The 23,899-nt window shown below is 64.9% G+C and carries 24 protein-coding genes; 14 read left to right on the top strand and 10 right to left on the bottom strand.

Annotated elements, in window-relative coordinates; translation table 11 throughout:
• Positions 1-16: 16 nt before the first annotated feature.
• The 4 genes from IVA81_RS00245 to IVA81_RS00230 all read right to left on the bottom strand — a co-directional run bounded on the left by IVA81_RS00245 (position 17) and on the right by IVA81_RS00230 (position 4,945).
• Entirely contained in the window at positions 17-1,102 is a 1,086-nt protein-coding gene (locus IVA81_RS00245; RefSeq protein ID WP_247310525.1) for a DUF2855 family protein, read from the bottom strand.
• A gap of 104 nt (positions 1,103-1,206) precedes the next feature.
• Complete coding sequence (locus IVA81_RS00240; RefSeq protein ID WP_247310522.1) at positions 1,207-2,727, bottom strand: acyl-CoA synthetase; 1,521 nt, start codon at positions 2,725-2,727, stop codon at positions 1,207-1,209.
• Between the two features lie 23 nt (positions 2,728-2,750).
• Positions 2,751-3,935 carry an ABC transporter substrate-binding protein gene (locus IVA81_RS00235; protein ID WP_247310519.1) on the bottom strand — a complete coding sequence of 395 codons (1,185 nt, stop codon included), beginning with the start codon at positions 3,933-3,935 and terminating at the stop codon, positions 2,751-2,753.
• Positions 3,936-3,970: 35 nt separating this feature from the next.
• Positions 3,971-4,945 (bottom strand): nitronate monooxygenase family protein, encoded by a 975-nt coding sequence (locus IVA81_RS00230; protein WP_247310516.1) that lies wholly within the window; start codon positions 4,943-4,945, stop codon positions 3,971-3,973.
• 181 nt (positions 4,946-5,126) lie between these two features.
• Here IVA81_RS00230 and IVA81_RS00225 point away from each other — a divergent pair, with 181 nt between their 5' ends.
• Positions 5,127-6,014 carry a LysR family transcriptional regulator gene (locus IVA81_RS00225; RefSeq protein WP_247310513.1) on the top strand — a complete coding sequence of 296 codons (888 nt, stop codon included), beginning with the start codon at positions 5,127-5,129 and terminating at the stop codon, positions 6,012-6,014.
• Here IVA81_RS00225 and IVA81_RS00220 read toward each other — a convergent pair.
• Entirely contained in the window at positions 6,011-6,664 is a 654-nt protein-coding gene (locus IVA81_RS00220) for a DNA-3-methyladenine glycosylase 2 family protein (RefSeq protein WP_247310510.1), read from the bottom strand. The two genes, IVA81_RS00225 and IVA81_RS00220, sit on opposite strands and share 4 nt — an antisense overlap.
• 191 nt (positions 6,665-6,855) lie before the next feature.
• Here IVA81_RS00220 and gluQRS point away from each other — a divergent pair, with 191 nt between their 5' ends.
• The gene (gluQRS, locus tag IVA81_RS00215) at positions 6,856-7,728 is read left to right on the top strand and encodes a tRNA glutamyl-Q(34) synthetase GluQRS (RefSeq protein ID WP_247310508.1); all 873 of its coding nucleotides are present in this window, start codon (positions 6,856-6,858) and stop codon (positions 7,726-7,728) included.
• Between the two features lie 104 nt (positions 7,729-7,832).
• Complete coding sequence (locus IVA81_RS00210) at positions 7,833-9,101, top strand: ATP-binding protein (RefSeq protein ID WP_247310506.1); 1,269 nt, start codon at positions 7,833-7,835, stop codon at positions 9,099-9,101.
• On the opposite strand, the gene IVA81_RS00205 is transcribed toward IVA81_RS00210, so the two are convergent.
• Positions 9,028-9,921 (bottom strand): YihY/virulence factor BrkB family protein, encoded by an 894-nt coding sequence (locus IVA81_RS00205; protein WP_247310503.1) that lies wholly within the window; start codon positions 9,919-9,921, stop codon positions 9,028-9,030. The two genes, IVA81_RS00210 and IVA81_RS00205, sit on opposite strands and share 74 nt — an antisense overlap.
• A 299-nt stretch (positions 9,922-10,220) precedes the next feature.
• Here IVA81_RS00205 and IVA81_RS00200 point away from each other — a divergent pair, with 299 nt between their 5' ends.
• The 6 genes from IVA81_RS00200 to IVA81_RS00175 all read left to right on the top strand — a co-directional run bounded on the left by IVA81_RS00200 (position 10,221) and on the right by IVA81_RS00175 (position 14,371).
• Positions 10,221-10,415 carry a twin transmembrane helix small protein gene (locus tag IVA81_RS00200; RefSeq protein ID WP_247310500.1) on the top strand — a complete coding sequence of 65 codons (195 nt, stop codon included), beginning with the start codon at positions 10,221-10,223 and terminating at the stop codon, positions 10,413-10,415.
• Positions 10,416-10,501: 86 nt separating this feature from the next.
• Positions 10,502-11,074 (top strand): cob(I)yrinic acid a,c-diamide adenosyltransferase, encoded by a 573-nt coding sequence (locus IVA81_RS00195; protein WP_247310497.1) that lies wholly within the window; start codon positions 10,502-10,504, stop codon positions 11,072-11,074.
• A gap of 126 nt (positions 11,075-11,200) precedes the next feature.
• Positions 11,201-11,950, top strand: coding sequence for an electron transfer flavoprotein subunit beta/FixA family protein (locus IVA81_RS00190; protein WP_247310494.1), 750 nt, complete (start codon positions 11,201-11,203; stop codon positions 11,948-11,950).
• Positions 11,950-12,894 (top strand): FAD-binding protein, encoded by a 945-nt coding sequence (locus IVA81_RS00185; RefSeq protein WP_247310492.1) that lies wholly within the window; start codon positions 11,950-11,952, stop codon positions 12,892-12,894. Before IVA81_RS00190 ends, IVA81_RS00185 begins: the two co-directional genes overlap by 1 nt.
• A 189-nt stretch (positions 12,895-13,083) precedes the next feature.
• On the top strand, positions 13,084-13,965 hold the full coding sequence (locus tag IVA81_RS00180; protein WP_063203650.1) for a 3-hydroxybutyryl-CoA dehydrogenase: 882 nt from the start codon (positions 13,084-13,086) through the stop codon (positions 13,963-13,965).
• 211 nt (positions 13,966-14,176) lie between these two features.
• Positions 14,177-14,371 carry a hypothetical protein gene (locus tag IVA81_RS00175; RefSeq protein ID WP_091960250.1) on the top strand — a complete coding sequence of 65 codons (195 nt, stop codon included), beginning with the start codon at positions 14,177-14,179 and terminating at the stop codon, positions 14,369-14,371.
• Between the two features lie 6 nt (positions 14,372-14,377).
• On the opposite strand, the gene IVA81_RS00170 is transcribed toward IVA81_RS00175, so the two are convergent.
• Entirely contained in the window at positions 14,378-15,043 is a 666-nt protein-coding gene (locus IVA81_RS00170; RefSeq protein WP_247310490.1) for a TlpA disulfide reductase family protein, read from the bottom strand.
• 101 nt (positions 15,044-15,144) lie between these two features.
• On the opposite strand from IVA81_RS00170, the gene argH reads away from it, so the two are divergent.
• From argH to lysA, 3 genes are all read left to right on the top strand, one after another.
• A complete protein-coding gene (argH, locus tag IVA81_RS00165; RefSeq protein WP_247310487.1) occupies positions 15,145-16,542 on the top strand; it encodes an argininosuccinate lyase in 1,398 nt (465 codons plus the stop codon).
• Positions 16,543-16,636: 94 nt separating this feature from the next.
• Positions 16,637-16,936, top strand: a complete 300-nt coding sequence (locus tag IVA81_RS00160) for a lipoprotein (protein WP_247310483.1) — start codon at positions 16,637-16,639, stop codon at positions 16,934-16,936.
• Positions 16,937-16,959: 23 nt separating this feature from the next.
• Positions 16,960-18,225, top strand: coding sequence for a diaminopimelate decarboxylase (gene lysA / locus IVA81_RS00155; RefSeq protein ID WP_247310480.1), 1,266 nt, complete (start codon positions 16,960-16,962; stop codon positions 18,223-18,225).
• 70 nt (positions 18,226-18,295) lie between these two features.
• On the opposite strand, the gene IVA81_RS00150 is transcribed toward lysA, so the two are convergent.
• On the bottom strand, positions 18,296-19,168 hold the full coding sequence (locus IVA81_RS00150; protein WP_247310476.1) for a helix-turn-helix domain-containing protein: 873 nt from the start codon (positions 19,166-19,168) through the stop codon (positions 18,296-18,298).
• 97 nt (positions 19,169-19,265) lie between these two features.
• Here IVA81_RS00150 and IVA81_RS00145 point away from each other — a divergent pair, with 97 nt between their 5' ends.
• Positions 19,266-20,315 carry a helix-turn-helix transcriptional regulator gene (locus tag IVA81_RS00145; RefSeq protein WP_247310473.1) on the top strand — a complete coding sequence of 350 codons (1,050 nt, stop codon included), beginning with the start codon at positions 19,266-19,268 and terminating at the stop codon, positions 20,313-20,315.
• A gap of 155 nt (positions 20,316-20,470) precedes the next feature.
• Positions 20,471-22,240: a tannase/feruloyl esterase family alpha/beta hydrolase gene (locus tag IVA81_RS00140; protein WP_247310470.1), complete on the top strand. Its 1,770-nt coding sequence runs from the start codon at positions 20,471-20,473 to the stop codon at positions 22,238-22,240.
• Between the two features lie 64 nt (positions 22,241-22,304).
• On the opposite strand, the gene IVA81_RS00135 is transcribed toward IVA81_RS00140, so the two are convergent.
• Complete coding sequence (locus IVA81_RS00135; RefSeq protein ID WP_247310467.1) at positions 22,305-23,213, bottom strand: NAD(P)-dependent oxidoreductase; 909 nt, start codon at positions 23,211-23,213, stop codon at positions 22,305-22,307.
• A 134-nt stretch (positions 23,214-23,347) separates the two neighbouring features.
• Positions 23,348-23,731 (bottom strand): carboxymuconolactone decarboxylase family protein, encoded by a 384-nt coding sequence (locus IVA81_RS00130; RefSeq protein ID WP_122400782.1) that lies wholly within the window; start codon positions 23,729-23,731, stop codon positions 23,348-23,350.
• Positions 23,732-23,899 lie beyond the last annotated feature (168 nt).

The raw sequence follows: 23,899 nt of genomic DNA, 5'->3' as shown, positions 1-23,899 counted from the left end.
GGCTCCCAAAAGCCGATTACCCCAGCAGCGAGAGCATGTGCCCCTGCTCAGGCGGAATGCGCCCCTTTAGCGTCTCGAGATAAATCCGCTGCACTGCCTCCGGCCCGCGGCTCTCGACCACGGTGAGGCAGCTCTCCAAAAGAGGTGCGAAGCCCGACCAAGCCGCGCCAAAACGCTGCTCGACGCCGCCGGGCCCCCAATCCTTGGCGCGCTTGCGGATCTGGTCCGGTGCGAAGAACCAGCGCGGCTTTGCCCCGGGCAGGGTGCCTTCGTCGGCATCGGTCGCCCGATGCGTCAAACCGACGCGCACGGAGCACTTCATCTGGTCGCGGAAATGCTGATGCAGTTCGGCCCGCAACGCGCTGCTGCCGGCCATGTCGACGAAAGCGACCGGCGCATCCGTCGGCAGCGCGCGGACGCGATCATAGGTGACGACCTCGTCGTAGCAGGGCAGCGAGCCGACGAAGCCGGCATTGCCCGCGGACGTGAGTCCAATCACCTTGCGGCCGCGCGTATGCAGCAGATGGGCGAGCCCGAACGCGGTCTTGCTGGAGGCGCTGGAGAGCAGCACAGCACGCGCGCCAAAATCCGCGTTCTCGGCAAGGAAGTCGTCGACCAGGAACGACAGCATGAACAATGGCCGCAGCAGCGCCTGAAGGTCGCCCTGGTGTCCGGCAAAGGCCGGATCGCCGGTGACGCGGGAATAGAGATTGTAGACCGGCGAGACCTGCTTGCGATGCTCGGCACCGTCGCGAAGCGCGCGCTTGCTGACGTCCGCAGCCTCGATGACGAGATGCGTCGCCATCGGGAAATAGCCGAACAACCGCTCGCCCACAGCGACGCCGGGATGTTTCGAGGCGATGACCTCGCCAAATCCCCACGCCGGGATGTTGCCAAAGCCCTCCGGTGCCGGAAAGATCTGCCAGTATTTCAGCTCGTCGCCCATCACGGCATAGGTGATGTTGTTGGCGGTCAGCGCGAAGCGCTCGACTTTCACCAGCAGTGCGTCCTGCGGCAATGCGGCTGCATCCGGAATGACGGTGTCGATCAGCTTGAATTGCTCGAGATCGTTGCGCGCAACGACGAAGTCGGTCGATGTCATGGTCGAGGTCCCGGCTTTTCCCTGCCGGGATCTTGTCTTTCAGCCGCGGATGCTTTGCAACAGCAACATAGTTTTAAACACCGTTTGTGGGCTAGCTCCCAGGTTCAGCCCGGTTTCCTGTCCGCCCAGTAGGGATCGCGCAGCTTGCGCTTGAAGATCTTTCCGGTCGCCTCGCGCGGCAGGGCGTCCATGAACCGGACCTCTTTCGGCACCTTGAAGTTGGCCAGCCGCTCGCGCAGCCAGCCCTGCACGGACGCCGCGGACAGAAGGACGCCCGTCTCCGGCTCGATGCAGGCGCACAGCCGCTCGCCATATTCGGCGTCGGGAATGCCGAACACTGCGCAATCGCGCACGCCGGGCATCGCGATCAGCACGTTCTCGATCTCGGCGGGGTAGATGTTGACGCCGCCTGATATCACCATGTCGCGCTTGCGGTCGCACAGGAACAGGTAACCGTCCTCGTCGAGATAGCCGACGTCGCCCACGCTGACGAGACCGTCGCGTCCCGCCTCGGCCCTGGCCTGCGCCTTGCCGTGATAGTCGAAATCGGGCACCGCCGTCTGGCGCATGTAGATTTCGCCGACCTCGTTGGCACCACAGAGGCTGCCGTCCTCGCGAAAAATCCTGACGATGCCGCCGTCGATGGCACGGCCGACCGTGCCGGGCTTTTTCAGGGCCTCCTCCGCGGAGTGCCAGACCGGGATGCCGGTCTCGGTCGAGCCGAAATATTCATTGATGACCGGTCCCCACCAGTCGATCATCGCCCTCTTCACGTCGGGCGGACAGGGCGCGGCGCCGTGCACGACGAAACGCAGCGACGAGAGATCGTAGCGCTGCCTGACCGCCTCGGGCAGTCGGAGCAGACGAACGAACATGGTCGGCACCATGTGGATGTGCGTCACGCCGTGACGCTCGATCAGCGCAAGCAGCTCCTCCGCGTCGAATCGCGCCTGGAGGACGATCGTGCAGCCATTGCGGAATGCCATCATGCCGTAGGAATGCGGCGCCGAATGATACATCGGTCCGTTGATCAGCACGACCTGGTCCTCGCGCGGCTTGATGCCATAGGCGATCGCGCCGACGCGTTCGGAAGCGGCCGCCTGCTCGGGCTGCATCGGCATGCGCCGCACGCCCTTCGGCATGCCCGTGGTCCCCGAGGTGTAGATCATCGCCGCCGCTCGGCGCGGCGGCTCCTGGGTTTCCGGATGCCCGTCGCGCCAGCGGTCCCAATCGGTCAGTCCAGCCGGGACCACGGTCAGCTCCGGCGGAATGGCGAAGGTTGCCGCGAGCTCGGGCGGTGTCGCGACGACGAGGAGGCGGACATCCGCCGGCACACCGTCGCGGATCTGCGGCAGCAGATCGGCATGGCAGACCAGGATGTTCGCGCCGCTGTCGGTCAGGATGTAACGGACCTCCTCGGCCTTGAGATGCCAGTTGATTGGTACCACCGGGCTGCCCAGCGCGGCCGCGGCCGCGACCACCTCGAACAGGGCGAAATCGTTGCGCAGCATCATGGCAACCGGCGCGCCTTCGGCAAGGCCGAGGGCGCGAAGCCCGCTGGCCGCGCGTTTGATCCGCGCCTGGATCGCGTCATAGCCGATCAGGCGTTCGCCACTGATGATCATGGTCTGTCCTTGCTCCGCTCGCGTCAGCGATCATCCAGCACGTCGCCGAATCCCACCCAGCTCTTACCGTTGAAGCGCCGGAGCTGAAGCTGCTGGAACGGCAGATAGTCGTCGGGGCCGGTGCTCACACTCATGCCCGGCAGCAGCAGCGGCAACTTCACCTCTTTCAGAGACGCGGCCTGGCGCATGATGTTGTCGCGGCTGACATCGTCCTTGCAGGCCTTCAGCACGGTCATCAGCAGCGTCGCATAGTGATAGCCGGCCCCGTAGTTGGAATTGGAGAGGTCCGCATTCGGCATGTACTGCTTCATGAAGGCGAAGTACTCCTTCACGCCGGCATCGTCGGCCCATTGCGGGTCCATCGTGTCCTTCTGGTTGCTCGACGAGATCAGGCCGACCGCGTTGTCGAGGCCTGCAGGCTCCAGGAACGAGATCGACGAGGCCGAGGTCGGCACGAAGAACAGCTCGGGCTTCCAGCCGATCTCGGCCGCGCCTTTGATCATCTGCGAGGTAAACTTGCCGAGCACGACGCCGAACAGCACATCGGCGCCTGAGGCCTTCAGGGTCGAGAGTTGCGAGCTGATCGTCGGTGCGCTGGTCTCGTAGGTCTGCTCCGCGACGATCATGCCCGCGGCCTTCTCCCCGAGTGCGCGCTTGAAGCCGGCGACATAGTCGCGGCCGAAATCGTCGTTCTGGGAGAGGATGGCGATCTTGGCGTCCGGTTTGGCCCGCAGCACGTGCTTGGCATAGACCACACCCTCGGACTCGTAGGCGGCCATGCCGGGCATGGTCCACGGATATTTCTGCGGATCGGCCCATTTCGTCGCGCCGGAGAGCACGAACAGCTGCGGCACCTTCTTGCTGTTCAGATATCGCTGCACCGCGCTGTTGGTGGCGGTGCCGAGCGAGCCGAACATCATCAGCACCTCGTCCTGCTCCACCAGCTTGCGGGTCTGCTCGACCGTCTTCGGCGGCGAGTAGGCATCATCCAGCGTGATGAACTTGACCTTGCGGCCGTTGATGCCGCCTTCGGCATTGACCTTCTCGAAGAAGGCTTCCTGCGTCCGCCCGATCGCGCCGAAACCGGAGGCCGGACCGCTATAGGGCAGGGTCTGTCCGATGCGGATCTCGCCCGTGCCTTCAGCATGGACGCTGCCGCCGGCGAGCGTCAGCAACGACATACCGATCAGTGCGGCTGCCAGCTTCATGGTGTCCTCCCGTTTTCTTCTTGTGGTGCGAAACGTCAGGCGCTTGCGCGCATCAGGAAATCCTGCCGGGCCTGATCGAATTCACCCTTCATCCGGTCGACGAGCTCCGCGACGGGAGGGACATCGGTGATCTGGCCGATGCCCTGGCCCGATCCCCAGATGTCGCGCCACGCTTTCGATTTCGTGTTGCCGCCGGAGCCGAAATTCATCTTCGACTTGTCGGCGGCCGGGAGATTGTCCGGGTCTAACCCGGCTGCGGCGATCGAAGGGCCGAGATAATTGCCGTGCACGCCGGTGAACAGGTTCGTGTAGACGATGTCGTGCGCGGCGTGCTGCGTCAGCGCGGACTTGTAGACATCGTCGGCATTGGCTTCCTGTGTCGCGATGAAGCGCGTGCCCATATAGGCGAGGTCGGCGCCCAGCGTCAGCGCCGAGGCGATGCCAAAACCGTCGCTGATCGCACCCGACAGCAGGATCGCGCCGCCAAACCATTGCTTGACCTCGCGCACCAGCGCGAAGGGCGACAGCGTGCCGGCATGTCCGCCCGCACCGGCGCAGACCAGGATCAGGCCGTCGACGCCCTGCTCGGCGGCCTTGCGTGCATGCTTGACGTTGATGACGTCGTGGAACACCAGCCCGCCATAGGAATGCGCGGCCTCGACGATCTCCGATGGCGGCCGCAGCGAGGTGATGATGATGGGCGCCTTGTGCTTTACGCACGTCTCCATGTCCTTCATCAGCCGGTCGTTCGAGGCATGGCAGATCTGGTTGACGGCGTAGGGTGCGATCTTTTTGCCGGGATTGCGCGATTTGTATTCGCCGAGCTCGTCTTCAATGCGGCTCAGCCATTCGTCGAGCTTCTCGACCGGACGGGCGTTGAGCGCGGGAAAGGAGCCGACGACGCCCGCCTTGCACTGGGCGATCACCAGCTCCGGTCCGGAGACGATGAAGAGCGGCGAGCCGACGACCGGCAGCTCCAGACTGTTCTTGAGCAGGGCAGGCAGTGCCATCCGATCCTCCTGACGACGCGCATCGCCGGTACTTCCGGCCGACGGTGAGCGCTTCCATGTCGATTGTCGCGCTGGCGGGGTGCTCCCGCCTCGCGGTTTGACCCCACTATAGGGTTGGACGGCGCGCGCAGGATCGTTCAAGATTGAACATGCGTGTATTCAGCTTTGAACGGAGCTGCCGGTGGATTGGGACCTCTGCAAGACCTTCGTCGCGGTGGCGGATACCGGCAGCTTCACCGCCGCGGCGCGGCGGCTGCACGCCAGCCATCCGACCGTCAGCCGCAAGATCGCGGCGCTGGAGGCGCAGCTCGGCACCAAGCTGCTGGCCCGCGCTGCCGAGGGGTTCGTGCTCACTGCCGATGGCCGTACTTTGCGTGAGCATGTCGAGGCGATGGCGGCCGCCGCGCTCCGCGCCGAGGCCGCCGTCGGCGCCGGCGGGCGCAAGGCCCGCGGCACGGTCAAGCTGTCGATCGGGGCGACGCTGGCCTCACACTGGCTGATGCCCCGGCTGCACGCCTTTCTGAGCGCGCACGATCACATCCGCCTCGAGATCATCACCCATCCGTTTCCGGCCAGTGTGCGGCGCCGGGAAGCCGACGTCGTGCTGCGGCCGCTCGACAGCGGCGAGGAAAATCTGGTCGGCCGCAAGATCGGCCGTCTCGGCACCGGCTTCTATGCCTCGCGCGACTATGCCGCCGGCCGGTCCCTGCCGGAGCGCAGCGGCGAGTGGAAGGGGCACAGCGTGATCGGCTTTGCCGACCAGGATTCCAACGCACAGCTGGCGCGCTGGAGCGATGCGATCACGCGCCATGGCAAGATCGTGATGCGCTGCTCGTCGCAGGGCGACATGCTGGCGGCTGTCCGCGCCGGGATCGGAATTTCCGCGCTGTCGTGCTTCGTTGCGGAAAGCTATTCCGACCTCGTGCGCGTCGCTCCGCAGAAGCTCGCCAGCGTGGCGGACCTGTGGCTGCTGGCTCATCCCGACCTCGTCGAACTCCCTGCGGTGCGGGCCGTGATCGACTTCGTGGCCGAATGCGCCCGCGCCGATCGCGAGCGGCTGCGCGGCTAGTTTGACCCTGCCAGCACGCCCTCGCGCTTCTTCACCGCGCGATAATAGCTCCACCACAGATGCGCCGCCGCGCCGCGCAGGGGACGCCAGGGTTCGGCGAGCGGCGCCATCTGCTTTTCCGTCGGCCGCGCCTGAAGGCCAAGGCCGATCTTGATGGCCTCCTGCACGGCGAGGTCGCCCGCCGGCCAGGCATCGCCATGGCCGAGGCAAAACAACAGATAGACGTCCGCGGTCCAGGGGCCGATGCCGGGCAGCGCGATCAGCGTGTGATGCGCGGCGTCGGCATCTTCCTCGGCGAGCACGTCGAGGTTCAGCCGCTGCGCGCCGATCTCGCGCGCGAGATGCTTCAGCGTCTTGATCTTGGCGGCAGAGAGGCCGAGCCGCCCCAGCCGGTCAGCGCGGGCGCGGCGCACCACCTCATGGTCGAACGGATCGAACGCCGCCGACAGCCGCCCCCAGATCGCGGCGGCGCTGGCGGTCGAGAGTTGCTGCCCGCAGACGATGTGGGCAAGACCCGCAAAACCCGGCTCGCGCCGCCGCAACGCCGGCATGCCCGCCGTCGCAAGCACGGGTTTCAGGCGCGGGTCGCGCTTGATCAGCGCGTGGACGGCCTCTTCGAGATCGGACTGGGTTTCGAGGTGGATGGTCATTGCAATTGGAAAAGCCTCTCCGGCGTCATGGCCGGGCTTGACCCGGGCATCCACGTCTCTCCAGCGACCGCGCATGTTTAGCATGGGACACCGTGCTCGTATCTGATCTGTCCTGACCTTGACACGCTCGCGGTGTGATACCGAAGAACGTGGATGGCCGGGACAAGCCCGGCCATGACGAGATTCAGGTAATGGCACCACCCGTTTTCCGATTCGCCCCGAGCCCGAACGGCCACCTGCATCTCGGCCACGCCTGCTCCGCGCTGTTGAATGCCGACCGGGCGCGCGAGACCGGCGGGCGGCTGTTGCTGCGGATCGAGGATATCGACGCGACGCGCTGCCGGCCGGAATTCGAGGTGGCGATCTACGAGGATCTCGCCTGGCTCGGGATCGACTGGGAGACGCCGGTGCGGCGGCAGTCGGAGCATCTCGCCGATTATCGCGCCGCGCTGGAAGAGCTGTCCGCGCTTGGCCTCGTCTATCCCGCCTTCGAAAGCCGCGCCGAGATCGCAAGGCTCGTTTCCGCGCGTGAAGCGGATGGCCCGTGGCCGCGTGATCCCGACGGCGCGCCGCTCTATCCCGGCGATTCCAAATCGCTGCCCGCCGACGAGCGGTCGCGCCTGATCACGTCAGGCGTGCGCTACGCGCTGCGGCTCGACATGGCGGCCGCCTGTCAGCGTGCCGCCGGTCTGAATTGGAGCGAACTCGGCGAGGGCTACGACGGCGAGCGCGGCATCGTCCCGGCGCGCCCCGAGGCGTGGGGCGACGTGATCCTGGCCCGCAAGGAGACACCGACCAGCTACCATCTGTCCGTTGTCGTCGATGACGCGCTCCAGGGTGTCAGTGAAATCGTGCGGGGCCAGGACCTGTTTCACGCCACCTCAGTGCACCGCCTGCTCCAGGTCCTGCTCGGCCTGCCCGAACCCGCCTACCGCCATCACCGGCTGGTTTGCGACGGCGAGGGGCGGAAGCTGTCGAAATCGGGCCGCTCGACGGGGCTGCGCGAATTGCGCGCGGCCGGCGTCACGCCTGCCGGCATCCGTCAGCTGGTGGGATTAGGTTAAGTTTCTCTGGGGGTTAGCGAAACGTCGCCGTGACTCCGGGGGTTCCGCCGTGCCATGCTTGGCCGACAGCCCGGGGTTCGAAGGGGACACTTCGAAGGGGATTCATGGCGGCGAAAAAGCGCGCAGCGCGCACCACGCGGACGTCCAAGCGACCGCCTCGGAAGCGGTCCGGGCCGATCGCCCCGTTGCGCAAGCGCAGCACCAAGGGGGTCGCGCCTGATGTGGTCCAGGCGGCGCTCGCCGCCTTTGCCCACGAGGTCCGCACCCCCCTAACCGGCATTCTGGCGATCAGCGACCTGCTCGCGACCTCCGATCTCGGCGAACGGGAACGGCGCTGGGCCGACACCATCAAGGCCGGTGCCGAGCACCTGGCGAGCCTTGCCACCCTGTTCGTGGATGCCGCCAGAACCGGCAAGGGGGCCGGGAAGGGGGGAAGCGCGCTGCGGCAGGATCTGTTCGACCTGCGAACGCTTGCCCGCAATGCCGGCGATTCGCTGGCCGGCCGGGCCGCGGCCAAGGGTCTAAAGGCCGAGGTCGAAATCTCTGGAAAACTGCCGGGGCTGGTGGTCGGCGACCCCGTCCGCCTGCGCGCCGCGCTCGAGAACCTGATCGACAATGCCGTGAAATTCACCGATCAGGGCGGTGTGGCGCTAGCTGTGGAGCCGTGGCATCCCGCCAAGGGCAAAGCCAAAGCCAAAGGCAGGGTCGGCGTCGCTTTCGCGGTGTCCGACAGCGGCATTGGCCTGACCATGGCCGAGATCAAGCGGCTGTTCCGCCCGTTTACCCAGGCCAATGTCACGATCGCCTCGCGCTTCGGCGGCGCTGGCCTCGGCCTTTCCTCGGTGAAGCAATTGGCGCGTGCTATGGGCGGCGACATTACCGTTGCGCCGCGGCGCGGCAGCGGCGCAACCTTTACACTGACGGTATCGCTCGATGCGGCAGGACCTCGCAAATCACGCAAGACGAAGGGCGAAGCGGACGCAGATGCGGTCGCGGCGCTGCGCGTCCTCAGCGTCGAGGACAATCCGTTCGGTCGCGTCGTGCTCAACACCATTCTGACCGAGCTTGGCCATCATGCCGAGTTCATCGGGCGCGGCGAGGACGCCGTGAACCGGCTGGAGCAGGGCGCGTTCGATGCGGTGCTGATGGACATGGTGCTGCCGGGCATCGACGGCGTCGAAGCCATCCGGCGGATCCGCACGATGCCGGCACCGCTGGCTCAGATCCCGATCATCGGAGTTTCCGGTCGCGGCGAGGACGAGGCGGCTTCGCGCGAGGCCGGCGCCGACGCCTTCCTGGTCAAGCCTGTGTCTCCGCGGGCGCTAGCGACTGCGCTGCTTGTAGCGACACGCCGTGAGGAAGCCGCGACTTGATGATCGCGGCGTTGAGCTCGCCGCCGTAAACGAAGATCGCGGCGATGAAGTACAGAAACACCAGCGCGATGATCACCGAGGCGAGCCCCGCATACATCGTCACGTAGTTGTTGGCGAAGCGGGCCAGATATTGTCCGAACACGACGCTGGAGATCAGCGAGGCCACGATGGTGAAGACGATGCCGGGCAGGATCTGGAGAAAGCCGCGCCGTCCTGCCGGTAGCCAGGCATGCAGGATGATCAGCGCCACCACCAGCGCACTGATGGTGATGCCGTAGCGCAGCCAGGTGAGGATGCTCTCGTTCGACTCGACGAACAGCGGGATATGGCGTCGCGCCGCTTCGATCAGGAGCGGACCGAGCACGATCAGGAACGCCATGGCAAGGGCGGTGAAAGCTGCAATCAGCGTGTAGGCAATCGACTCCAGTCGCAGCCAGTACCAGCGCCGCATCTCCACCACCGCATAGGCGCGGTTGAGCGCGACCCGGAGCGCCTCGACGCCGTTGGAGGCGAAATAGACCGACAGCGCCGCGCCGATGGTCAGAATGCCGGTGCGGGTCGTGGTCAGCACGTCGTGAACCTCGCCCGAGATCGAATCGGCGACCTGCTTGGGCCAGATCTGCAACATCAGGCTGGCGGCCTGGTCGGCGAGTTCCTTGGAGCCGAAGAAGCCGGCGAGCGAGGTCAGCACGATCAGGAACGGGAACAGCGCCATCAGCGTCGACAGCGCGATATGGCTAGCGATCGCCCAGCCGTCATCGGCGAGGAAGGTGTAGAACGCGTCCTCCACCACGACGTAGATGTAGCGGATCGCTTTCATGCGCGACCTACAAGACAGGTGCCGCTCGCTCGCCCCGTGCGCGGGGAGAGGTGAGGGGAGGCAAGCGGCGCAAATCGGAGGTCATCCCGCTACCTTCTGACATTATTGCCCCAAAAGCCAGATCGCGAAGCGCCCCGCCGTCATTCCGGGGCGCGCGTCGCGCGAGCCCGGAATCCATCTCGCCGCTTGCGACGTGGCCCGATAGATTCCGCGCTCGATGCTGCGCATCGCCCCGGAATGACGGCGGCGGTTGCCGGAGCACCATGGCGGACCGGCGCGCGCGGTGTTATCACCCCCTAATGGCATCTCTTCTCACTACTTTCATCCTGCCGGCGGCCGCCGGCGCCGTGGCGTTGGTGCTGCTGCTCGGTCTTATCAACATGATGCGCGGCGGCTCGCCCAACACCTCGCAGAAGCTGATGCGCTGGCGCGTGCTGCTTCAGTTCGTGGCGATCGTCCTCGCGATGCTCGCGGTCTGGGCGATGGGGCGATAGGCATGATCCGGACCCGACGGGCCGCGTTAGCGCAAAATGGGAAGCGGTTTTCCGACAGGATCATGCCCCAAAATTAAGAGGTCTCCATGGTCACGTTGAATCGCATCTATACGAAGACCGGTGACGACGGCACGACGGCGCTCGGAACCGGCGAGCGGCGTCCGAAATACGATGTGCGCATCGAAGCCTATGGCACCGTCGACGAGACCAACGCCGCCATCGGCGTCGTCAGGCTCCATACCGGCGACATGCCCGAGTTCGACGCGATGCTCGGCCGCATCCAGAACGATCTGTTCGATCTTGGCGCCGACCTCGCGGTACCCGAACGTGAAGGCAAGGCGGAGCGGCTGCGCGTGGTGGCGAGCCAGGTCGAACGGCTCGAGCGCGACATCGACGCGCTCAACGACAAGCTCAAGCCGCTCACCTCCTTCGTGCTTCCCGGCGGCACGCCGGCCGCTGCCTATCTGCATGTGGCGCGCACGATATGCCGCAGGGCGGAACGCGTGATCGTGGAACTGGCGGCCCGGCCCGGCGAGCCGGTCAGCGCAGCTGGCATTCAATATATGAACCGCCTGTCGGACTTCCTTTTTGTGGCCAGCCGAGCCGCCAACGGTAACGGTGCCGGCGACGTGCTGTGGGTTCCGGGCCAGAACCGCTGACCCATCGAGCCGCCGCATTTCAGAAGGCTAAAATTAGGCCCGTTCGCGCGTTGACCGGGGCAGATCAGGCCTTTAGGTTCCGCGCCAGTTGATAACGCCCCTCCCAAATTGAGTGAAAGAGGATCGATGAAGGTCTTAGTGCCGGTAAAGCGGGTGGTCGATTACAACGTCAAGGTCCGCGTCAAGAGCGATGGATCGGGCGTTGAACTCGCCAACGTCAAGATGTCGATGAACCCGTTCGACGAAATCGCGGTCGAGGAAGCGCTGCGCCTGAAGGAAGCCGGCAAGGCCACCGAGGTCGTTGTGGTCTCCATTGGACCGGCGCAGGCGTCGGAGACGATCCGCACCGGTCTTGCCATGGGCGCCGACCGCGGCATCCTGGTGAAAGCCGAAGGCAGCGTCGAGCCGCTCGCGGTCGCCAAGATCCTGAAGAAGATCGCCGAAGAAGAGCAGCCGGGCCTGATCATTCTCGGCAAGCAGGCGATCGACGACGACAGCAACCAGACCGGCCAGATGCTGGCCGCGCTGCTCGGCTGGTCGCAGGCGACGTTTGCATCGAAGCTCGAGGTCGAAGGCTCCGACTTCAAGGTCACCCGCGAAGTCGACGGCGGCCTCCAGACCGTCAAGCTGAAGGGACCGGCGATCGTCACCACCGATCTGCGTCTCAACGAGCCGCGCTACGCCTCGCTGCCCAACATCATGAAGGCCAAGAAGAAGCCGATCGCGGACAAGACCGTTGCCGATTACGGCGTCGATGTCGCTCCGCGGCTCGAGGTCGTCAAAACGACAGAGCCGGCGGGCCGCAAGGCGGGTGTCAAGGTCAAGGACGTCGCCGAGCTGGTGTCGAAACTCAAGAACGAAGCCGGGGTGCTCTGATGACGACGCTTCTGATTGCCGAACACGACAATGCGTCGCTCAAGGATGCGACCAACAAGGCCCTGACCGCGGCTGCCGCGCTCGGCGCGGACGTCGAGGTTCTGGTTGCCGGCCAGAACGCCAAGGCCGCGGCGGATGCCGCCGCCAAGCTTGCCGGCGTGAAGAAGGTGCTGCTCGCCGACGGCGACCTCTATGCGCACGATCTTGCCGAGCCGCTGGCCGCGCTGATCGTCTCGCTGGCCCCGTCCTATGATGCGATCGTCGCGCCCGCGACGTCGCGCTTCAAGAACGTGATGCCGCGCGTTGCCGCCCTGCTCGACGTCATGCAGGTCTCGGAGATCATCAAGGTGGTCGCCCCGGACACTTATGAGCGCCCGATCTATGCCGGCAACGCCATCCAGACGGTGAAGTCCAAGGACGCCAAGAAGGTCATCACGGTGCGCACCTCCACCTTCGCCGCAGCGGGCGAAGGCGGCAGCGCCGCGGTCGAGAACGTGGCGGCGGCGGCCGATCCGGGCCTGTCGTCGTTCGTCGGCGAGGAAGTCGCCAAGAGCGACCGTCCCGAGCTGACCTCGGCCAAGATCATCGTCTCCGGTGGCCGCGCCATGCAGAGCCGCGAGAATTTTGCCAAGTACATCGAGCCGCTCGCTGACAAGCTTGGGGCCGGTGTCGGTGCCTCGCGTGCGGCGGTGGACGCCGGCTATGCGCCGAACGACTGGCAGGTCGGCCAGACCGGCAAGGTCGTGGCCCCCGAGCTCTATGTCGCCGTCGGCATTTCCGGTGCCATCCAGCATCTGGCCGGCATGAAGGACTCCAAGGTGATCGTCGCGATCAACAAGGACGAGGACGCGCCGATCTTCCAGGTTGCCGATTACGGCCTGGTCGCCGACCTCTACCAGGCGGTTCCGGAGCTGACGGCCGAGCTCGGCAAGCTCGGCAAGTAAAACGAGCCAAAAACACCGGCCGGAGCTATAAACTCCGGCCGGTGTTTCATTTCTGAGGCGTTTTCTTTGGCGTGGGGCACGCCTTCGAAGCGATCCAATCTAGGTTTCGAGCCAAGGTTCTGATTAAATCGGACCTCCCGGCTCGGGGTAGGCAGGCGCGACATGCGCGCCGTTCCGGTGGATGACAAGATGGCGGCAGTGATCAAGAAGGTCGGCGTGATCGGCGCGGGTCAGATGGGCAGTGGCATCGCGCACGTTGCGGCGCTGGCCGGCTTCGACGTGGTGCTCAACGACGTCTCGGCCGACCGCCTCAAGTCGGGGATGGCCACCATCAACGGCAATCTGGCGCGACAGGTCTCCAAGAAGGCCGTCTCGGAGGACGACAAGGCCAAGGCGATGGCGCGCATCACGCCCGCCGAAAAGCTCGACGATCTCGCCGATTGCGACCTCGTGATCGAGACCGCGGTCGAGAAGGAAGAGGTCAAGCGCAAGATCTTCCACGAGCTCTGCGCGGTGTTGAAGCCGGAGGCGATCGTTGCCTCCGATACCTCCTCGATCTCGATCACGCGGCTCGCCGCCGCGACCGATCGCCCCGAGCGCTTCATCGGCATTCACTTCATGAATCCGGTGCCGCTGATGGAGCTGGTGGAGCTGATCCGGGGCATCGCCACCGACGATTCGACCTTCGAGGCGTCCAAGGAGTTCGTCGCCAAGCTCGGCAAGCAGGTCGCGGTCTCCGAGGATTTCCCGGCCTTCATCGTCAACCGCATCCTGCTGCCGATGATCAACGAGGCGATCTACACGCTGTATGAAGGCGTCGGCAATGTCGAGGCGATCGACGCGGCGATGAAGCTCGGGGCGCACCATCCGATGGGGCCGCTCGAGCTCGCCGATTTCATCGGGCTCGATACCTGCCTCTCCATCATGCAGGTGCTGCACGAAGGCCTGGCCGACTCCAAGTACCGTCCGTGCCCGCTGCTGGTGAAATACGTCGAGGCCGGCTGGCTCGGCCGCAAGACCCAGCGCGGCTTCTACGATTACCGCGGCGCCAAGCCGGTTCCGACAAGGTAGAGGCAGTCTCGTGCCTCGGACGCAAGTGCCGTAGGGTGGGCAAAGCGAAGCGTGCCCACCGCTTCAACCCATTTGCGGACAGATGGTGGGCACGGCGCAAGTGCGCCTTTGCCTACTCTACGGCACCATTGCCTCGGCTGGCATCGCTTCGTCATTTCATGTCCCGTTAACCTCTCGCGCCTAGGTTACGGCCGGTACGAGGGTTCGCGTAATGGACATGATGGCAATGGTCAGCACCATGCTGGCCGCTCAGCAAGGCGCGCTGCAGTCGAATATCTCGGCGACGCTGACCAAGCAGAACATGGATATGGAGAAATCCACCGTCCTGACGCTGATGGGCGCCGGTCAGCCTTCGCTGGCCAATGTCGGTGCCGGCGTCGGTGGCAACCTCAACGTCACCGCCTGACCATTCTTAGAGTGACGCTGCGGCCTTGCCGGTCGCCGCCCGGATCAGCTTGAGCGCGTCCTCGCTCGCCCATTCCGCCGGCCCCGCGATTGTCGCAATCTCGCAGCCTTGCGGATCGACCAGCACCGAGGTCGGCATGCCCAGGGCCCGGCCTATGGCCTTAAGATCCTGGAAAACCTTGGCTTTCTGATCGCTGAAATAGCTGAGCCGGGTCAGGTTGGCCTCTTTCAGGAAGGACTTCGGCTTCTCGGGGTCGCGGGTGTCGATATTGATCGCCACCACCTCGAAATTCGGGCCCGACAGCTTGCCCTGGAGCTCGTCCAGCGCCGGCATTTCCTTGCGGCATGGCACGCACCAGGTCGCCCACAGGTTCACCAGCAGCGTCTTGCCGCGGAAATCGGACAGTTTTTTCGGCTTGCCGTCGACGTCCTCGAAGGCGAGGTCGGGCAGCTTGAGCGGGGCGGCTGCCATGGTCAGCGCCGCCACCTCGCCATGGGCGAGCGGGGCGATCTTTTGCGCCGTGGCCACCGCCGGCTTGCAGGTCGGATCGCCTGAAGGGGCGCGGCTCAGGCCCAGTCCGTACAGCGCGGCGAAGCCGGCCAGCCCTCCGACTGCCACGGTGGCGATGACGAGGGGGACCCGGCGCGTGGCGGAGGGCGTCTTGTCGAGCATATCGTTTGTCATCCGGTCGCAGATATGGCTATCAGGGGCCTCTTAATACGGCTGGCACCGGCCAGCAAACGTGCGGCAAATCAAGGCGTGAGCAGGGGATCATGAGCAACAAGATGTGGGGCGGCCGGTTCTCGGAACGTCCCGATGAGATCATGGAAGAGATCAACGTCTCCATCGACGTCGATCGTCACCTCTACGCCCAGGACATTGCCGCGTCCAAGGCCCACGCTGCGATGCTCGCCGCGAAGGGCATCATCACGGGCTCTGATGCGAAAAATATCGGCAAGGGTCTAGACACGATTTTGTCAGAGATCGGCAAGGGCGGCTTCGAGTTCAAGCGCGCGCTCGAGGACATTCATATGAATGTCGAGAGCCGCCTGTCCGAGCTGATCGGCCCCGCCGCCGGCCGCCTGCACACCGCGCGCTCGCGCAACGACCAGGTCGCGACCGATTTCCGTCTCTACGTGCGTGACGTTCTCGATGAGACCGACGCGGCGCTTGCGGCGTTCCAGCATGCGTTGGTCGAACGCGCGCTGGAGCATGCCGCAACCGTGATGCCTGGCTTCACGCATCTGCAGACCGCGCAGCCGGTGACCTTCGGCCATCATTTGCTTGCCTATGTCGAGATGGCCGCACGCGATCGCGGCCGTTTTCAGGATGCGCGCAAGCGGCTGAACGAATCGCCGCTCGGCGCCGCCGCGCTCGCGGGCACCTCGTTTCCGATCGACCGCCACGCCACCGCGAAGGCGCTTCTCTTCGACCGTCCGATGGCGAATTCGCTCGATGCCGTCTCCGACCGCGACTTCGTGCTGGAGACGCTGTCGGCAGCCTCGATCTGCGCCGTGCACATGTCGCGGTTTGCCGAGGAGATCGTGATCTGGACCTCGCCGCTGGTCGGCATGATCCGGCTCAGCGACAAGTTCACCACCGGCTCGTCGATCATGCCGCAGAAGCGCAATCCGGATGCCGCCGAGCTGGTGCGCGCCAAGACCGGCCGCGTCATCGGCGCGCTCAACGGTCTGTTGATCGTGATGAAGGGCCTGCCGCTCGCCTATCAAAAGGACATGCAGGAGGACAAGCAGGGCGCCATGGAGGGCTTTGCCGCGCTCTCGCTGGCAATCCGCGCCATGACCGGCATGGTCCGCGATCTCGTGCCCGACGAAGCCAAGATGAAGGCGGCCGCGGGCGAGGGCTATGCCACCGCGACCGACCTCGCCGACTGGCTGGTGCGGACGTTGAAAATGCCGTTCCGCGAGGCCCATCACGTCACCGGCCGCATCGTCGCCAAGGCCGCCGAGGGCGGCGTGGCGCTGCACGAGGTGCCGCTCAAGGAGCTGCAGGCGATCGAACCGAAAATCACCAAGGACGTGTTCGGCGTGCTCTCGGTCGAATCGTCGGTGAAGAGCCGCACTAGCTTCGGCGGCACCGCACCGAAGAACGTGACGGCCCAGGCCAAGGCCTGGGTGAAGCGGCTGGAAAAAGAGCGAAAATTGGGCTGAGGGTAAAATTTCGCTGATGTTTCATGGTCATCCGGGCTCTCGCCAGAGCGTGCCAATCTCTGTATGGTGCGGCCCGCGTAGTGGGGATTTCGTCGTGACGTCAAAGTTTCGCCCGGCCGGCTCGGGGTGGGCCATCATTGTCTTGAGCCTGACAGCGCTTGCGCTTGCCGGCTGCGGCCGCAAAGGTCCGCTGGATCTGCCGCCGACCGCCACCAACGCGCCGACGGCCAACGGCGCCGCGCCTGTCGACACCGAGACCGCAGCCCAGAAGACGTCGAGCATGTTCAATCCCACCTCAGCCTCAGGTGCGGATGCCGAGCCCGCGGCGGCCAAGGGCCGGAAGAAACCGTTTATTCTCGACCCGCTCCTGGACGAACCTCCCGGCAAGAAATAAGCCGGGACAACCGAGCCTAAGCCATGAACCATTTCGACTATCGCAACGGCGTGCTGCACGCCGAGGCGGTGAATCTGTCCGAGCTGGCTGCGACCGTCGGCACGCCATTCTATTGCTATTCGACCGCGACGTTGGAGCGGCACTATCGCGTCTTCACCGAGGCCTTCGCCGGCGAGAAGGTGCTGGTCTGCTACGCCATGAAGGCGAACTCCAATCAGTCGGTGCTGCGCACGCTGGCCAAGCTGGGCGCCGGCGCCGACGTGGTCTCCGGCGGTGAATTGAAGCGTGCGCTGGCCGCCGGCATTCCGCCGAACAAGATCCTGTTCTCCGGCGTCGGCAAGACCGAAACCGAACTGCGTGCTGCGCTTGCCGCCGACATCCTCTGCCTCAACGTCGAATCCGAGCCCGAGCTCGAGCTGCTGTCTCGCCTTGCCACCGAGATGGGCAAGACCGCGCGCATCTCGTTGCGCGTCAACCCCGATGTCGATGCCGGCACCCACGCCAAGATCTCCACCGGCAAGTCCGAGAATAAGTTCGGGATCCCGATCGTGCATGCCCGTGAGGTCTATGCCCGCGCCGCGAAACTCCCGGGCATCGAGGTGACCGGGACCGACGTGCATATCGGTAGCCAGATCACCGAGCTCTCCGGCATGGAGACCGCGTTCCGCATCCTGTCCGAATTCGTGCAGACGCTGCGCACCGACGGTCACAACATCAGCCACGTCGATTTCGGCGGTGGTCTCGGCATTCCCTACTACATGGACCGCGAGGCGCCGCCCGCGCCGGCCGCCTATGCCGCCATGGTCAAGCGCGTCAGCCACAATCTCGGCTGCACGCTGATGTTCGAGCCCGGCCGCATGATCGTCGGCAATGCCGGCATCCTGGTCGCCAAGGTGATCTACGTGAAGCACGGTGACGGCAAGAATTTTGTCATCATCGACGCTGCCATGAACGACCTCATTCGCCCGACGCTGTACGAGGCGCATCACGACATCCTGCCGGTGAAGCAGCCCGCCACGGGCGCCGCCACCATCACGGCCGACGTCGTCGGCCCGGTCTGCGAGACCGGCGACTATCTCGCGCTCGATCGCACGCTGCCGACGCCCGCGCCCGGCGATCTCCTCGCCATCATGACCGCAGGTGCCTATGGCGCGGTGCAGGCCGGCACCTACAACACCCGGCCGCTGGTGCCAGAGGTGCTGGTGAAGGACGATCAGTACGCGGTGGTCCGTCCCCGCATCGAGGTCGAGCAGTTGATCGCGATGGATACGCCGGCGCCGTGGCTGTGAGCGGACGCAAAACCTGAAAAACAACCGGCGGCAACGCGCAATCGCGGCGCGATTTGGGATTGCCAGGCGATCAGGCCAATCGACCGGCATTGGTGCGAAAGGTCCGCGGGGTGACACCGGTTTCCTTGCGGAAGGAACGCACGAAATGCGAGGGATCCGCATAGGCGAGATCATACGCAATTTCGTTGATCGGCTGATCCGAGAACGCCAGTTGCCGCTTTGCTTCGGTGACGACCCGTCGCCTAATCAGCTGTCCGGCCGTCACGCCGGTCATGCGCTTCACGTGCTTGTTGAGGCCGTCGGACGTCATCGCGAGCTTCGCCGCATAAAAATTTAGCAGCCGCCGGCTGCGGAAATGACTTTCAATCAGCTCGAGCAGTCTTTCGATCACTGCGTCGTTGAAATGGGCTGCGGTGCCGCTCCGGCCTATCGCCAGGCGCCCGACTTCAACTGCGATCAGGGCAAGGTAGCTGTTCACGGCGACATTGAATCCCTCGCGGGAGAGCAGGCGCTCTTCGCTGAGGCGCGCACTCAGGTCGGATAGGCGGGCCATGTCGTTCTCCGCGATCGAAACCACGGGGGCCATCGTCAGCCGCTTCAGGCGCGCGACCGTGTCTCCCGCAGCGTCGCCGAACGTTCGTGCCACGTCCTCCGTGAAGCTGACCACCCAGCCGCTCGTCGACGATTGAAAGTGAAATCCGTGAGCCATTGTCGGAGGTACCACGATGATGGCGGGGGCGTGAAAGGGGATCATCGAGGTCTCGTACTGGACCTCGCCGCCGCCGTGCTCGATCAGGAGGATCTGCAGAAGATTGGCATGGCGATGAACGCTGATCCGCCAGTCATGGAGCGAGCAGCGCGACGGGATGGTCTCGGCATGGACGAAATTGAACGCGCGAGGGTCGGGGGGCTCACCGTAGAGATGGAAGAACGGCAGTTCCATCGTACGAGTTTCTCGCGGTTTGCCAAGGTACGGGTCAGAGGTCATCCTAAGACCATGAGATTCTCCAGCGAAGCGTCTCCTGACGCAGGAGCTGCGCGTGCTGGACAAGGTTGCGCGTTTGGGATTGAGTTCCGCCGGTTGTCCCGCTTCCAACGGACATGGTCCGATGTTCACCGATCTCAGTAGCCGCGATGAGAGCTTCGACAGGTTCCTGAGCACGTTCAATCGGCTCGTTCCTCATGCGCGGATTGATCTGGACGGCGGCCGAAGCGCATTCCGCTGGCGCGGCCAGTTTGCCGCGACGAGCGGATTCTCCTGGTGGGATGTCGAGTCCGAGATCGACTGGACCTGCCGCCTCTCGCACCGCAAGGAGAGGCTCGGGCTCGTGCTGCCGAGTTCGGGGACGGTGAGCGGCAGGGTGCGGGATCGGACCGTGGCCATCGACCACAATTACGCGTTGGCATTGAGCGTGCCGGAAGTCAGCGCGATCGCCTATGCCGGCCGCGGCAGGCACGCGCACGTCACGCTGGAATTCGAGGTCGCGACGGTGCGGAAGGTGCTGTCCGGCATTTTCGAGGGTGGATCGCTGCGCAGCATGGAGCTTAACCCGCGGCTCGATCTTGCAGGTCCCGCGGGCCGCATGCTCACGGCGCTGGCCGAAGCCGTCGGAGCCGGCATGCGCGACGAGGCGCTTCGATCCGAGAAATCCATGGCGCTGCTCGGCGAAGCCATCCTGCGGCTGGTCTTCCTGAATTTCCCGCATGGTTTCAGCGATCGCCAGCGCCGGCAGCAAGACGCCACGCCGCGCCAGATCAGGGAGGCGATCGACTTCATGCGCGCCAACATGCACCAGGCGCTGACATTGAGCGAGGTGGCGGAGGCGGCCGGCATCAGCGTGCGATCCCTGCAGTACGGATTTCACCGCTTCAGGAGCGTGACGCCGCTGGCCTATCTGCGGCAGATTCGCCTCGAGGCGGTGCAAGCGGAATTGTCATCACCGCTGAATGCGCTGTCGGTCCACGACGTCGCGCTGAAGTGGGGCTTTGCGCATATGGGGCATTTCGCGTCGAGATATCGCGACTGCTTTGGAGAAGCGCCGTCCGAGACGGCAAGGCTTGCGAGGGCAGCGAAGGGCGCGCGCTCCTGACGCGTGCTGTTGCGCTTCTCCGGTGCGCCCGTGGTCCCCGGAAAAAATCTGTCGCCGGAAGGTTTTGTTCCAGCCGATGACGACCTTGTTCTACGGCACCCTCGCATCGTGATGCTACGACTTCCCGAAAATACCAACAGATCGGGGAGGGCATCATGGAGTGTTCACGAATTCTATTGCGCGTTTGCGCATCCACCATTGCGCTGGTCGCCGGCGCGGTCGCGCTGCCGAACGCTGCCGCGGCACTTGCGGCACCGACATGCGCGGGCCTGGCGACGGATCCGCGGTTCGAGCTGGCGAACAATCCCTCCATCAAGTCGGCGACCAGCGCTATCAAGACGACGGCGGCTCCTGCCAGCACGAAGTACTGCGGCGTCACGCTGGTCTACGGCACGAGTCCGAGCCAGAACATCACGATCGCGATAGGATTGCCGCTCAGCCCCGCGGACGGCGGTGCAGGCGGGACCGTGGGCGCTTGGAACGGTCGCACCGAAGGCCTTGGCGGCGGCGGATGCGCCGGCAATCTCAACGTAGATGCGGCCGTGAATGCCGGCTATGTCGGGTCGGGGACGGATGGCGGTCATGCCGGCGGCGACTGCACGCCCGGCGTCAATGCCGACCATACCTACAATCTCCAGTTCATCCAGGATTTCTTCCGCAACGGGATCAAGCAGCAGATCCTGTGGTCGAAGCGCATTGCGACCGCCTATTACAGCAAGCCGCCCAGCTATAATTACTGGAACGGATGCTCGACGGGCGGTCGGCAGGGATATCTGCTGGCCCAGGAGCTCGGGAGCCAGCTCGACGGCGTCCTCGCCAGCGCTCCCGCGATGTACTGGACGCGCTTCCAGACCGCGCAGATGTGGGGCCAGATCGCAATGTTCGAGCAGGCAGGCGAGAGCCCGAGCGGAGTGATCCCTCCTGCCAAGCTGCTCGCAGCGCAGAAATCGGCAATCGCGGCCTGCGACGCCCATGACGGCGTGGTCGACGGCATCATCAACGATCCCCGCACCTGCCGCTTCAGCGCCAAGGCTAACATATGTGGGCGGCCGAGCGCCCCGGCGTCACCGAATTGCCTGACCGCGGACGAGGCGGTGGCGGTCGACAAGATCTGGGACGGTCCGCGCAACAAGCATGGCAATCGTATCTGGTTCGGGTTGGATCGCGGCAGCGACTTCTCGATCCTCGACGGTCCGACGCCGTTTCCGCTTGGCGTGACCCAGTTCGAATGGAACCTGATCGATCCGAGCTTCGCGCCGCCATCGACCAAGTGGAATACCGTCAGCCTCGGGGGCAAGGGGCTGTCCTATCCCAGAGTGGCGGAAGCGGGCTCCCGCAACATCGCCGATGTGACCGACACATTCGGCCCGCTCGACGCCTTCCGCGCCCGTGGTGGGAAGTTGATGACCTTCCTCGGCGCCAACGACCAGTTCATCTATCCGCGCGGTGTTCTCAACTACTACCGGCAGATGGCAGAGCGCTATCAGAGGAATCACGATCGAACCGGTTTCGAGGGCGTGCAGAGCTTCTACCGCCTGTATCACGCACCCGGCGTCGGCCATTGTGGCCTGCCGATCTTCGGCCTCGGCACTACGGGGCCCTGGCCGCAAAATGGCGCCGACTTTGCCGCGCTCGTAAATTGGGTCGAGCAAGGCGTCGCGCCGGACCAGGTCATCGGTCGCAGTTTGGCGCCGGCACTGTCGCGGCCGTTGTGCCCCTATCCGCAAACGGCAAAGTACAAGGGAACGGGTGACGTCAACGATGCCGCCAACTGGAGCTGTGGCGGCAATCTCGAGACGGCGGAGGCGGTCTGCCCCGATGTCCTCGTCAAGTACAAGGACGAGTTCGATGGCCCGCTCGACTATCGCGCAAGCGCAATCGATCCGAGCTTCTGCAAGGACGGACGCCGGGACGATAATCGCTGACCCGACCGGTCGGCAATGGGGCGGGATCCTGGATCGGCGTGCACCGATCCAGGATGACCGCGCGTTATTGTCCCGCCAACCCGTCCATCTTTCCGCCCACCACGACCCCGGCCTTTGTCTCGATCGGCTTGATGGCCGCGGTGAAATCGGACTCGGCGCCTTCCGCAGCTATCACGGTCTCCCACAACCGCCCGACCGCGTCGGCGACTTCCATCGACAGGCCGAGCTGCTTCATCTCCTCCAGCGCCAGCCGCACGTCCTTCACCATCAACCCCGTGGCGAAGCCGAAGTCGAACGTGCGCGGCAGCACCGAGCGCGGAAACTTGTCGCGGCTCGCCGTGTTCATGCCGGAGCCGGCATTGATGACGTCGATCATCACGGCGGGATCGAGCCCGGCCTTCACGCCCATCACCACGGCTTCCGACGTCGCCACGATCGCGGTGGCCGACAGGAAATTGTTGGCGAGCTTCATGGTCTGAGCCGCACCGGGCTTCTCGCCGATGAAGAACACTTTTCCGATCACGTCGAGCGCGGGCTTGAGCAGCTCGAATTCCGCCTTCGGCCCGGAGACCATCACGGCCAGCGTGCCCTTCTCGGCGCCGCCGACGCCGCCGGAGACGGGACAGTCGATCTGCACGATGTTGCGTTTGGCGAGGAGGCCGTGAATCTTCGCGGCCATCGCCGAGCCGACTGTGGAGAGATCGATGAAGCGTTTTGCGCGGCTGCCCTCGATCACGCCGTTCGCCCCGGTTGCGACCTCGAGCGACGCCTGCAGCGAGGGCAGGCTCGCCATGACAGTCTCGACCTGATCGGCGACATCCTTCGGCGATGTCGCTTGCGTAGCGCCGAGCGCCACGAGCTTGCCCATGATCTCCTTGCGCGTGTCGAACACGACGAGCCTGTGTCCCGCCTCGATCAGCCGCCGCGCCATCGGGAAACCCATGTTTCCGAGCCCGATGAATCCGATGTCCATGGTGTTTCCTTCCTGTTGTCATTGCGAGGAGCGAAGCGACGAAGCAATCCAGGAATGTGTCCGGGGAGGGATTTCTGGATTGCTTCGCTCCGCTCGCAATGACGGAGCAATACGTTGAAAGCTGTTTGTTCGGCTCACGCCTTGCCGTCGATCTCCGCGAATACCTCGCGCGCGATCCGGAAACTGTCGACTGCGGCCGGCATGCCGCCATAGATCGCGACCTGCATCAGGATCTCGCGGATTTCCTCGCGGCTGACGCCGTTGGTGAGCGCGCCCTTCAGATGTGCGCGGAACTCGTGCTGGCGGTTGAGGATCGCGATCATGGCGATGTTGAGCATGCTGCGGGTCTTGCGCGGCAGCTCCTCGCGGCCCCACACCGCGCCCCAGCAATATTCGTTCAGCATCTCCTGGAACGGACGGTTGAAATCATCGACGTTCTTCAGGGCGTTGTTGACATAGGCCTCGCCCAGCACCGCTTTGCGGACTTCCAGGCCCTTGTCGTGCATCTTCTTGTCCATGGCGTTTCCCTTACTTCCCTTGCGTTTCTCTCGGGCGGCGCGCGGAAATTACGGGGTTGGGCGGGGCCAGTCACGTCCTCGTGTTATGCGGGAAAAGGGGTGTCTCCCGTACGGGAACGGATGCCTCAGTGCTGCCGTTGTGATAGGCTCCTCTCTACCGGGCAACCT

Source organism: Bradyrhizobium sp. 141 (genome assembly GCF_023074055.1).
GTDB lineage: Bacteria > Pseudomonadota > Alphaproteobacteria > Rhizobiales > Xanthobacteraceae > Bradyrhizobium.
Note: the sequence above shows the minus strand (reverse complement) of the source record. Positions and strands in the feature narration are given on the sequence as shown.